Here is an 11,228-nt window from a genome sequence, read left to right as displayed (position 1 = left end):
GCCCCCCACCCCGTCGGCGGGTTCCCCGGCCCGTTCTGCCTGATCTCGTTGCCGCCCCTACCGAGGACACTGTCACCACCCTGCCCGGATAAACCGCGGGTGGCGTTGAGCCGCAACGCCCCACCGGAACCGCCGCCGCCGATAACCAGGTCCCCGATACCGTTCGTCGCGCCCTCGGGACCGCGGGCGGTTTCCAGTTCGGTTCCCGAAAGCATGCTGACCGGCCCCCCAGGTCCACCCTCGGCCAGTACGAGACCACCAAACGAACTGGCGCCGCCGGGTCCGCCGTCGTTGTTCCCAACCCCGCCCGTGCCACCCGCACCGACCACGATGGTTTCGGTGGCGCCGAGTAGCGCCACGTCGATGAGGGACTGCGCCCACGCTCCGGCCGGTGCCCCAGGTCGGGCGATCAGTTCCCCCGCATCGGCGATCGCGCCAGCTGACCCGCCGCCTCCGCCCTGCACCTGCACCTGCACGCGAGCCAGCCACGGGTAGTCGGCTTTGACGAACTGGTAGACACCCGGCTCGTCGTAGATGATCCGTTCACGTAGCCCCAACGTGCCCGGGTTGAGACACAACTCGCCGTTGTTGACGTTGAAGTATTCGCCGCACACGCATGCGTTAGCCACAGCTGACACCTCACCAGGGAGAGGGGGAAGGTCAGCCCGGCCCATAACCAGCGGCTGAGGGGAAGCCTAACCGCCGGCGGTCGGCGTTGCGGTGAGATGAACGGTCACGCCCGCACCAGCTGGTATCGACGGCAGCAGACCAAGGCCAAGGAGTTGCCGGGTGCGCCACACCCGCACGACGGCGTGGGTGGCCGTGACCTGTTCGAGCGCGACGGTGAGAGTGGTGTCGTCGCCGACGTTCGGGTCGAGCGGTAACGCGCCGATGACCGGCGGCGCGGCGGATGGTTGCGGGTACGTCCAGGTGGCGCGGCCGTCAGCGCCGGTGGTGACGACCGCGGCGGTAGGTGACGGTCCTGGCGGTCCGGGTTCACCCCGCTCGCCCGGCTCACCCGGCAAACCAGCCGGACCCCGATCACCCGGCGGACCCGGCGGCCCAACACGCCCCACCCGCCCACCAGACTCCGCAACCCGAGCCCGCTGACCCAAATCACGTAACACACCCGCCAACGACCCATGCGGCGACCTACGCGCCGCCGACCCACGCACCCCCACCGTCTACACCCCCGACGGAGCCAACTGCACCGCCACCGACTCACCCGAACCGTTCTCCGTCACCTTCACACCCACAATCTTCAACGACTGCCCGACCCTCCGACACGTCGCCGTCGTCGTCACATCCACACACCAGCCCGGCACCAACGACGGAACATCCACCGCCGCATCCGGCGACAACGTCACCTGCTGCGAATCCACAAACACCGGCGCCGGCGACGACCCCCGCAACCGTGACCGGGCCGCAGCCCCCGCGGACAAGTCATCCAAGATCGAGGTTTCCTCCACCGACCGTTCCAACAACCCGTAATACGGGTCAACGCCGCCAGCCACACCCTTCACATCGTCGTCACCCCACACCACCCAGCGGGTACCCAACGACGCCCCGTCTTCCGCAACCGACAGGCCAGCCGGGAAATCCGCATCCGTCAACGACCCCACCCGCTCACAGTGGTCCTCCGGCATGATCAGGATCCGCGACCCGACCGCCGTGAAATCCACGCCCGTTTCCGCGAGCTTCCGCAGATGGTCACCGGTCTGCCCCCGGTCCTGCTCGTACTCGCGGTCACCCAAAATCCGGGTCGCACCAACCACCACCACATCATGGCCGGGATCGTCGGGCGCGAACCCGTCCTCGATAAGCCACGCAGCGATGTCCGCTAAATCCCGGCCATCGAACCGAATATCCTGGTGCGGCACCCGCCGGTCCAGCCAGCCGAGCACATCCACAGCCTGAATCTCGACACCGGTGGTACGCCAATCCACATCAACGATGGGGCCTTCCCACACCGGATGCCCGTCACGCCAAATCACCAGTTTGTGCCGCCACGACCGCACCCCGTCGAGCCGTTCGCAGCAATCCCCGTCAGGTTCGATGAACACCCGGGCGGTCGACACATCGTCGAGGACCCGCGTCCACTCCACCTCGACGAGCACATCAGCGGACGACACAACACTGCCGCTTCTATCCACCACCATCGCGCTGTGACTACCGCAGCCGACAGGCACGACACACCCCCGGTCAGTATCCGCGACCCGACAGCGACACCGTCACCGTCGCATCCTCAGCCACCGGCATGATCGCGTCCGCTTCCACAATCACGCAGTACTCGGCGCAGTCCAACAACGGAAACGCCAACGGCCCCCCATCACGGCCATACACATCCCGCGACCGCTCACACCGGCCCCCGCACTCCACCAACGCCCGACCAACCTGCCCATCCAAAGTGACGGTCCCCCCGGCCGGCACGAACGCCACCTCATACACGGAATGCGGGTTGCAGCGTTCCAACTCCGCCATCTCCTCACACGACAAACCGTCATGCTCCTGAGTGCGTTCGAACAACGTCACCGTCACCCGATGCAGATCCGCGCTTCCCGCCGACACGTCGATGATCGGAGCGGCACCGAACCAGCGCGGCCAATCCGACAAGTCAAGGTCGTAGCCGACACTGTTCACCGCCAACGACTTACAGAAACACGTGGTCGGGGCGGGTGGCTGCGGCGGAGCCGGCACCCGACATGACGGGCTACCACACGCCGCTGTCGGATCCGCGCACCCCGCCAGTCGGCACGTGCCGCACTCCCCATCACCGTCGTGGACACACCACTGCACGCAGCCGGTGTTGTCGTCCGACGGGACCGGCATCTCCAACACCGGCACCGGGTCAGTCCACATCCACGGTGTCGCCGCGACCAACGTGAACTCGACCGTCAGAATGTCCGAGCCGACACTGCACGTGCCGCTGGTGCAGCCGTCGCCGTTACGGGCCACCACCGTCGGCCCATCAACGAGAGCGACACGGCGCAGCGTGCGGCGGTGCCGCTCAAACTCGGCGGCGGTGGCACCCTCGGGCGGGCAGCAGTTGTACAAGGTGAGGCAGTCCCCGCCGCAGCTCTCCCCGGTGCAGCCGGACAGGGCCTGCGCGAGCCACCGCAGCCCGTAGTCCACCGCGCAACACGACGCCCCCAGCAGAAGTGCGGTGACGACGATCGTGCGGGGCTGCACCCTCGCCGGCCCCAACGCGGCGCCACCGGCCACAGCGGTGGTCACCTGCCGGGTGACCGGATGGTCATCCAACCCGTCGATGGACAACACCATCAGCCCCGCGAAGTCCGCTGACTCGGGAACGTCAGGGTCGTACCAGGGTGCGTTGTCCTCGGCGGGGGTGGTGTACGGGGCGTCGCCGAGAACTTCGGCGGTGAGAGTGGGGCAGCCACACAAGCCGTGCGTGTCCAGCGGCGAACCGACGCTGTCCAGGTAAGCCTCTAGGCGGGCCCCGTTGAAAATCTCGGTGGCCTCCAGCAGGAGGTACTCGTTCAGCATCGCCGGCTCACAGCCCCGTTCCGAATGCGATCCGGTTCATGACGCGCTGCGCGGTGGCCTCCGCGTCCCCAACCTCGGTGATGTTGAAAACGATCGACCGGTCAGACGACGCCTCGCCCCGCGACCGGTCACCACCGCCGCTCCGCGCCCGCCTACTGCCCTCAGCAAGCATGTCCAGCAACCCCGACTCCTCGGCAAGCTTCCGCGCCCGCCGCGGCCTGGTCAGCGGGATCACCACCTCATCACCGGCCTCACCCACCACCGCCAACATCCGCCTCCGCACTACCGCCCCATCCGCCAACTGCGGAATCCGCGGCAGACTGCCGGGCAGCACCGCATCCACCCGACCGATACCCGAGTTGATCGCCCCGATGATCCGGTTGAGTTGACTGCGGATGGTGTCCGCGATCGCCGACCCGATCGACCCCAGCGACGGCACCCGCCGCAGCCCGTCCACCAGCCGGCCGATCAACGCCTGCCCGGCGGACAAGAATCGGCCCGCAAACGACGTGATCCGGCCCGGGATCCCCCGGATGTAGTCGAGGATCGTGTTGAACCCGTTCACCGCCGCCGACCGGCCCGCCGACAGGGCAGACCGGAACGCACCCGAGATGATCCCGCCGAGGCTGGCCAGCCCAGACCCGATACGGCCCGGCAGGGCGGTCACGAACCCGACCACGGCCTGCACGCCCGTCACTGTCGCGTTCCGGGCCGCCGTCCACGCCGCCGTGAACGCGCCCGCGAGGATGCCCGGCAGGGCGGCGAGGGCGGTGCCGATCCGCTGCGGTAGCTGCGTGAACGTGAACAGCATGACACCGATCGCCACACCGACGGCGACGAGCGCCGCATCGAACGCCGCTTGCAGGGCACCGACGAGCAGCCCCGGCAGGGCGGCCAACCCCGACACGATCAGCCCCGGCAGGGCGACGATCCGCTCACCCAACCCGGTGAAGAACCCGAGGACCGCCTGCCACGCCGCCGTGAACCCACCCGAGATCGCCGACCCGATCCCCGACCAGTCGATCCCGGTGAGCAGGGGCCCCAGCTGAGCCAGCCACCCGGCGACCGCCGAAACGGGCGTGAGGACCGCCGACAGGGCCGACGCCACCGCCTCCAACGCCGGGGCGACCACGTTCCCTGCGGCCAGGCCACCCAAAGCCGTCGCCAACGCCAGGATCGGCGCCGCCGTCCGAAGCGCGTTCGACACCAGCACCGCCAGCAGCTCGACGAGCGGGGTCAGCGACGACACGATCTCCAGGGCGGCCGGGGCGACGGACACCAAGGCGGGAACGAGGGGAAGCAGGGAGCGGAGGGTGTCGGCGAAAAGTGGCCCCATCTCCTGCAAAATCGGCACGAGTTGCGCGGCGATCTGCGCCCCCAACTGGGCTGTTACCGGGGCGAGTTGGGTGAAAAGGTCGGTGAGAAGTTCCGCGGCGGGGCCGAGGATCGTCGCCAAGGTGACCCCGAGCTGGGTGAGAACGGGGGCCGCCTGCGCCAGATTTCCCGACAACATCGACGCCAAGGACGAGATCAGCGGGACCAAGGGGACAATCGCGGACGTCAATGTTCCGGCGAGAATTGCCGCCAGCTGGCCGACGACCGGCAAAATCGGGGCCGCGGCAGCGAGAACCTCCGAAAGAATATTCGCAAGAGGGGTCAAAGCGGGCGCAAGGGCGGAAATCCCGGCCCCGAGTTGCGGAAGAACCGCCAGCAGCGCACCACTCAAGGCAGACCCGAGGGCATTCACCACCCCCACAAGGGACTGCAACGCGGCCGACCCCTGCGCACTGTTCAAGAACGCCGCAAGCATGCCCGTCAACTGCGTCAAAACACCCAGCAGACCAGCGCCGCCCGAGCCGACCGCATCGAACACACTCGACGAAATCGACCCCACGTTCGACATCAACTCGCCGAGGGTCTGCAACGTCGGCAACGCCGCAGCGAACACCGCCCGCAGGTCAACGTTTTGCAGGAACTCCCCGAACCGAGTCAGGGCGTCAGCGACAGACCCACCCAACACCCCACCGAACTGGCCTGCCTGCCCGGCCAGCGACGCGAACCCCAACAACAGCGGCTGGATCGCCGGCCGCAACTGGTCCAGGAAATCCCGCACCCCACGAAGCGACGACCGCACCGCATCCACCGCCGCCGCCGACGACGCGAACGCCAACACATCCGAGGTAGCCCGGTTAAACCCCAACGCCACCGACACGGCGTCGTCCCGCAACAGCCGGACCGCCGCACCCACCCGCGTCACCTGCGCGTCCAGACCAGCGAAGAACACGTTCTGAATGGCCTGCTGCATCGGAGTCAGCGCCCGGGTGACCTCGCGGACAGCCGTCGCGAACTCCCGCGCCGACGGGGCCAGGTTTTGGATCGCCTCAGCGAACTCGGTGGCGTCACCAGACACCGCCGCTTCGAGCGCGTCACCCACCCCGATCAGCGCGGTCTGCACGACACCAGCCGCCGCAGCCGCCGCAAGTAGCGCACCGGGTAGCGCAGCTACTCCAGCGGCGGCTACGGGGGCGATCGCGGCGACGGCGAGGGACACCTGTTGCAGGGCGGAGACCAGGCCGAGCGCGCCGAGGGTGGCACCGCCGAAGAACTTCGCGAACCCTGTGGCCGCAGCCTTCGACGCTGACTTCGTGGCCTTACTGATCGAGTCCGACAGCGACCGGCCGGCGCGGTCCGCGGCTGACCGATCCACGTCGACACCCACCCGAATGTTCGGGACTCGGGTGCGACGCAGTTGTGCCTGCACCTGCGACAGGTCCGGCACCACCCGCACTTGGATCGGTGGTGTCGACTTCGCCAGCAGCCGCAGGACCCGGAAGAAATCTTTCGTGTCGGGCAGCACCCGCACCGGGACGGCCTGGTCCCGCAGCAGCGCCCGCAGCCGGGTGATGAACCCGGTGATGGACGGCTCCACCCGCACCGGCACTGTCTGGCCGCGCAGCATGGCCCGCGCCTGGGTGGTGAACCCCGTCAGGTTGGGGGTGAGCCGCACCGGCACCTGCTGGCCGCGCAGTAGGGCCCGCACCCGTGCCGCGAACCCGGTGGTGTCCGGCCGCACCTGCACCGGAATCGCTGCCCGCAACGCCCGTTGCAGGTCCCGGCGGATACGCTCCCCGGCACCGCGGGTGGACCGGTCCAACGCCTGCTGGATACGGCGGCCGAGCACAGTCGCCTCAGCGACGACGCCGGTGTCGTCCAGCTCTACCCGGATGCGGGCGGAGCCTTCCAGCTCGTCGGCCACCGTGGGCACTCCTCGACGTGAGAGGGTGCCCGGCCCACAACCAGCGGCAGCGAGTCCAGCCTATCGGCCGGGGGTCACGCGGGGCTTCCTGTGCACGTGAGGCTGTGCGCCTCCACCTCCGTCACCGGCTGGGCCGCCGGCCAGCTTGGAGCGCGGCGTCCTCGGCGGCCACCCGCGCCATCAGGTCCATCACCTGCGACCGGCTCACACCCGTCCGGCGTCCGCCGCCACTGCGGGCAAGCTCCGGCGGCGGCGCGTACAGGGCGGCCCGGTTCCGTTCCCGCTCCGCGTCGTCCTCGGCGGTCATGTCCATCGCCGCCTCCGCGGCGTTCAGCAGCCGCGTCAGCGTCCACGAGCGGGGGTCGACGCCTTGGAGCGCGAGCTGCCCGTCCCACGAATCCCAGGACTCGGCGGCCGAGGCGAGGAGTCGCTGGGTGACGTAGGGGGGCGCCCCTGCCCGTAAACCTCCTCACCCATCAGCCACTCCAGCAGAGACGCCTCGACACGCTGCGGCAGCCGCATCGTCGCGTACACCTGCTGCGACTCGGGCAGCATCCACCGGGCCAGGAATGCCCGAACAGCCGCGGTCGCCTCGCGCAGCGCCTCCGGCGACAGGTCCTTCTCGGACCCGCCGAGCTTCTTCTGCGCGTCCTGCAACTCGACGTAGCCGTCCAGGAACTCGTCGCCGTCGACCTCGGGTCGGAACAGCAGCTCGACGTCTCCCACCTCGGCGACGTGTGGCTCGGTGCGGATCGTGAACGATTTGCGGGCCACGGGTGGACCCCTTCCCCTGTGAGCGGCGTGCCCGGCCCACAACCAGCGGCAGCGTCACTGGCAGGGTAACCGCACAGCACGCCGGCTTGCGGGCTACAGCACCCGCCGGAGCGCTTCAAGCAGGTAGTTGAATCCCTTCGTGCCCGGGTGCCGGACGAGCTTGGCGAACACCTGCCGGCCGCCGGCCTCGAACCGCAGAGCACGCCGACGCCGCGGCCGGATCAGGTGAGGACGGGTACCGCGGATCAGGAACACCGACGCCGGGTGGTTTGACACCACATCCACCGCTGCACCCCGCCGGTTGGGCGCGTCCTCGACGGTGATCTGCCGGCCCGCGCTGCCCGGGGCCAGGCCGGACGCCACTATCGCGGCCCGGGCGGCGACCTGCCGCACGTACCGGTCTCCGGGGCCGCCGCGACGCCGCAACGCCCGCTGCCACTGCGCCCCGTTGATCCGCACCTCGACCGGCATCCGCCCCCCCGGTCAGCTCGACGCGCCCGGACACGGGCCGCAGCCGGGCAATGCCACGATGACCCGCTGCTCCACCCCCACACAGCCACCCTGCGGGCCGACGATCCGCTGCTCACCCATCACGAACCGGCGACCCCGCCAGCCACCAGTCGACGGCAGGCAGCACATGAGCGCGTTGAAGACGGTGGCCGCGTCCACGTGCACGATCCGCGCCGTCGCGGCCAGCTCCTCGCACGACGGCGGGCAGCCGTGCTCAGTGGGGGCGGGTGCGCAGCGCAGCAGCGTCACGACCAGCTCCGCCGCCGTCGTGGACGGCGGGGTGCAGCCACGCAACCCGAGCACCGTCTGATCGGGGGCAGGGAACTCCCGCGACGGGAAGATGCGGGCCACGTGCACGGTCAGCTGACCGCCCGGCCCGCCGCTGTTGTCGCACGGGTCCTCACACGAATCCCAGGCGGGCGCGCCAGGAACTACGCAGGCACGGCAGGGGCAGCCCGGGTGCCCGGTCACCTCTTCGGCGGTCGCGTCGAGGGCCTGGCACACGCAGGCGAGGACCCGCTCCGCCAACTCGTGCACGCCGAGCGCGGTCAGGGCCATATCGTCCTCCGCGCTGGCCGGTGGTCCGGGGACAGCACCCGCGACGGCCGCGACAACCTGTCGGGGTTGACCGCCATCAGCCACAGGTCAACCTCACGGATTCCGGTGCGCCCGTCCGCGTAGAGCAGCGTCGGGTCGGCGAACTCCATGTCGACGCCCTGCCGTTGCAGGCGGGTGATGTTCGGGTTGGCCTTGCACCCGCACGACCCGCCCGTCCCGCCGCAGCCTTGCAGCAGGTGGCAGGTCAGCGCGGACACCGCTGCGATGGCCGCCGCGTCGAGCGGCAGCCCAACCCGGTAGGTGACGCAGAAGGTCCCCTCGGCGTCGCAGTCGGCGGTCATGTCCTGGCAGTCCGGCCAGCAGCCGCCGTCGGTGCGGACGAGCAGGGCAGGGGAGTCCACGCGGTACGCCTCCGGCGGCACCACCACCCCGTCGACCCGCACCTCCACCACGTCGTGCACGGGAGCGTCCAGCCGCACCTCGCAGAGCTGGGTGCACGAACACGACGACGCGCACCCGCACACGCTGGCGTTGCGCCACAGCCCGTCCGCACCCAGGTAGGGGATCCACCGGCCGGCGACGGTGCCGTACAGGCCGTAACCGGCGGGCAGTAGTTGCTCGACGCAGGAGCGCCGGCAGGGCCGTACCGTGACCGGGCAGCTCGGCCCCCACCGCCGGCCGGACAGCGCCCACAGGATCTGCGTGGCGACCATCCGCCACCGGTCCACGTCGGCCTGGTCCCGGCCCTCAACCGAGCAGCACGGCTCGAACGGCCACGGCTCACACGGGCCGGCCTGCAAGGCCATCAGCGTCTCCCTGGCTGCTCGTACGGCGACGGTCCGGGGAACCGGCCGCGAATGAACGCCCCGACGGCGCCGCGGGCGAAAGAGTCGACCATCGTGGACAGGAACGGCGACGCCCGGTCGAACGCGCCGGACCGGCCGAGCACCTTCACATCCGCTGCCCGAGTGCCGCCCAGCGCGGCGAGGTTGCCGTACATCGTCCGCTTATGGATCACGTCCAGATGCCGGCCCGCGTCCAGCGCGCGCAGCATTCCCGCCTTGTCGACGGGTAACGGCACGTGCAGCTCGTACGACAACGGGTCCGAGTGCCCCAGCTCGGCGAGCAGGTCCCGTGTCTCCCGCATGCCCCGCAGGTACTTCCCGGAGCCGCGGGTGGCGTAGTACCGCTCCACCTCCGCCACTGGCCCCCGGTGCAGCACCGGCATCCGCTCGACCGGCTGCATGACGAAGAAGTCGTCGTTGCACAGCAGGAACGGGTCGGACACCTCCGGGTGCTCACACACTGCCCGGACCGCCGTGGTGGTGTTGCGGTACTTCGTGTGGCCGGCCTGCTGGGTGGACAGGTGCCGCACCCCGGTCAGCCACGGCGGCTGGTACCCAACCACCCACACGTGCCGGTGCGGCAGGTGGGCCGCCCACGAACGCAGCGCGTACCGCAACTGCTCGTTGACAGCCCCCACCCGCACCGGCACCACGATGTCCGGCAGGCACATGGGTCAGGAGACCTCGCAGAGCTCACCCTCGACGGGCTGGTACTCGCAGGACGGCTCCGGAGGCGCGATCGTGGTGGTGAACGTCCGGCGGTGGCAGGTGCCGGACAGCGGGGCCAGCATCGGGCCTGGCGTGCCAGCCGCGTCCTGCGCCATCACGTCGTACGGGCCGACGCCCCACCGTCCACCGGCCCGGGTCGCGCCGGTGAGGGTGAACGACACGGCCTCCGCGCCGAGCGACAGGTCACCGATCCGGCCGTTGCTGATCCACGGCAGCAGGAAGTATTGCCACACGCCCTCGCCGGTGTCTTCCTCGGGGCACACGTCCTCGCCGATGATGTCGGCCCACAGCTCGATGGCGAACCCGGCGCGGCAGGGGATCGAGCAGTCGTCCCAGCCGATCGGTTTGCCCGCGTAGTCGAACACGACCGGGGCGGTGGTCAGGATCTCCACCAGCTCCGGGGAGGCGGCGAAGAAGTTGAGGGTGGTGTTGTAGCCGAGGAACGAGTCGCATTGCTTTTTGCTGGCGCAGACCCGGCCGTTCGCGGCCTTGAACTGGATCGTCTCGCCCTCCTCGACGTTGGCTTCCATGTCGAGGCTGGCGAAGCAGTCGAACACGTACGCATTGTCGGGGCCGCAGACGGGCCGGCCGCAGGCGTCGACCCGGGTGACGCGGATCGTGTTGGCGTTGCTGATCAGCGGGCAGGACATTGCCGGGGGACTCCTCCACGAGTGTGTGTGGAGCCCGGCCCAGAACCAGCGGCGTTAGGGGAAGTCTATCCGCCGGGGCTGGTGGTGAGGTGCGACGAAGCCCCGGCACCTACCGTCGAGGTGCCGGGGCTTCCGGGTTCGGGCTAGTTCTGTTTGGTGCAGGTGACCACGATGAGGTCGTCGGCGGCGAGCTTGGTTCCGGCCTTCGCGGACTGCTTCGTCACCGTCCAGTTCGCCAACATGAGGACGAGGGTGTCGTTTTCGTCGGCGCTGCCGTACTGGATGTTCGTGAAGCCGAGTTTACGCAGCTTGTCGTCGGCGACGGCGGCGTTGAGTCCCTTGAGGTTCGGCATGGTGATTTTCGCGGGCGCCGGGGGTGCGGCTGGGGTGGCCGGGGCG

General features: G+C 69.7%; 12 protein-coding genes and 1 pseudogene. 1 reads left to right on the top strand and 12 read right to left on the bottom strand.

What is annotated here, in order from left to right:
- Positions 1-629, bottom strand: a pseudogene (locus E1211_RS25930) (hypothetical protein); the annotation flags it as partial.
- A gap of 96 nt (positions 630-725) precedes the next feature.
- On the opposite strand from E1211_RS25930, the gene E1211_RS32730 reads away from it, so the two are divergent.
- Positions 726-884, top strand: a complete 159-nt coding sequence (locus E1211_RS32730; RefSeq protein WP_165947348.1) for a hypothetical protein — start codon at positions 726-728, stop codon at positions 882-884.
- Positions 885-1,184: 300 nt separating this feature from the next.
- Here E1211_RS32730 and E1211_RS25920 read toward each other — a convergent pair whose 3' ends face one another.
- The 11 genes from E1211_RS25920 to E1211_RS25870 all read right to left on the bottom strand — a co-directional run.
- A complete protein-coding gene (locus E1211_RS25920; protein WP_132351815.1) occupies positions 1,185-2,159 on the bottom strand; it encodes a hypothetical protein in 975 nt (324 codons plus the stop codon).
- Positions 2,160-2,202: 43 nt separating this feature from the next.
- Positions 2,203-3,507 carry a hypothetical protein gene (locus E1211_RS25915; RefSeq protein ID WP_132351813.1) on the bottom strand — a complete coding sequence of 435 codons (1,305 nt, stop codon included), beginning with the start codon at positions 3,505-3,507 and terminating at the stop codon, positions 2,203-2,205.
- 7 nt (positions 3,508-3,514) lie between these two features.
- A complete protein-coding gene (locus E1211_RS25910) occupies positions 3,515-6,763 on the bottom strand; it encodes a hypothetical protein (protein ID WP_132351811.1) in 3,249 nt (1,082 codons plus the stop codon).
- A 121-nt stretch (positions 6,764-6,884) separates the two neighbouring features.
- Complete coding sequence (locus E1211_RS25905; protein WP_207915514.1) at positions 6,885-7,076, bottom strand: hypothetical protein; 192 nt, start codon at positions 7,074-7,076, stop codon at positions 6,885-6,887.
- A gap of 29 nt (positions 7,077-7,105) precedes the next feature.
- The gene (locus E1211_RS25900; protein WP_132351807.1) at positions 7,106-7,537 is read right to left on the bottom strand and encodes a hypothetical protein; all 432 of its coding nucleotides are present in this window, start codon (positions 7,535-7,537) and stop codon (positions 7,106-7,108) included.
- 93 nt (positions 7,538-7,630) lie between these two features.
- Positions 7,631-8,008, bottom strand: a complete 378-nt coding sequence (locus E1211_RS25895; RefSeq protein ID WP_132351805.1) for a hypothetical protein — start codon at positions 8,006-8,008, stop codon at positions 7,631-7,633.
- A gap of 12 nt (positions 8,009-8,020) precedes the next feature.
- On the bottom strand, positions 8,021-8,605 hold the full coding sequence (locus E1211_RS25890; RefSeq protein WP_132351803.1) for a hypothetical protein: 585 nt from the start codon (positions 8,603-8,605) through the stop codon (positions 8,021-8,023).
- Entirely contained in the window at positions 8,596-9,411 is an 816-nt protein-coding gene (locus E1211_RS25885; protein ID WP_132351801.1) for a hypothetical protein, read from the bottom strand. The genes E1211_RS25890 and E1211_RS25885 overlap by 10 nt, the downstream gene beginning before the upstream one ends.
- Entirely contained in the window at positions 9,411-10,121 is a 711-nt protein-coding gene (locus E1211_RS25880; RefSeq protein ID WP_132351799.1) for a hypothetical protein, read from the bottom strand. Before E1211_RS25880 ends, E1211_RS25885 begins: the two co-directional genes overlap by 1 nt.
- 3 nt (positions 10,122-10,124) lie before the next feature.
- Positions 10,125-10,829, bottom strand: coding sequence for a hypothetical protein (locus E1211_RS25875; protein WP_132351797.1), 705 nt, complete (start codon positions 10,827-10,829; stop codon positions 10,125-10,127).
- A gap of 143 nt (positions 10,830-10,972) precedes the next feature.
- On the bottom strand, positions 10,973-11,228 hold a 256-nt coding region (locus tag E1211_RS25870; protein WP_132351795.1), incomplete at its 5' end, for a PASTA domain-containing protein.

Origin of the sequence: Micromonospora sp. 15K316 (genome assembly GCF_004348525.1) — a bacterium.
In the GTDB taxonomy this organism is placed as follows: domain Bacteria; phylum Actinomycetota; class Actinomycetes; order Mycobacteriales; family Micromonosporaceae; genus Micromonospora.
The sequence above is the reverse complement of the archived record's forward strand: the minus strand, read 5'-3'. Positions and strand labels throughout refer to the sequence as shown.

Bases quoted from the DNA above. Each gene is read 5' to 3' on its own strand.
- E1211_RS25920 (WP_132351815.1), bottom strand. From the start codon at position 2,159: ATGGTGGTGGATAGAAGCGGCAGTGTTGTGTCGTCCGCTGATGTGCTC.
- E1211_RS25880 (WP_132351799.1), bottom strand. From the start codon at position 10,121: ATGTGCCTGCCGGACATCGTGGTGCCGGTGCGGGTGGGGGCTGTCAAC.
- E1211_RS25890 (WP_132351803.1), bottom strand. From the start codon at position 8,605: ATGGCCCTGACCGCGCTCGGCGTGCACGAGTTGGCGGAGCGGGTCCTC.
- E1211_RS25915 (WP_132351813.1), bottom strand. From the start codon at position 3,507: ATGCTGAACGAGTACCTCCTGCTGGAGGCCACCGAGATTTTCAACGGG.
- E1211_RS25885 (WP_132351801.1), bottom strand. From the start codon at position 9,411: ATGGCCTTGCAGGCCGGCCCGTGTGAGCCGTGGCCGTTCGAGCCGTGC.
- E1211_RS32730 (WP_165947348.1), top strand. From the start codon at position 726: ATGAACGGTCACGCCCGCACCAGCTGGTATCGACGGCAGCAGACCAAG.
- E1211_RS25875 (WP_132351797.1), bottom strand. From the start codon at position 10,829: ATGTCCTGCCCGCTGATCAGCAACGCCAACACGATCCGCGTCACCCGG.
- E1211_RS25905 (WP_207915514.1), bottom strand. From the start codon at position 7,076: ATGGACATGACCGCCGAGGACGACGCGGAGCGGGAACGGAACCGGGCC.
- E1211_RS25895 (WP_132351805.1), bottom strand. From the start codon at position 8,008: ATGCCGGTCGAGGTGCGGATCAACGGGGCGCAGTGGCAGCGGGCGTTG.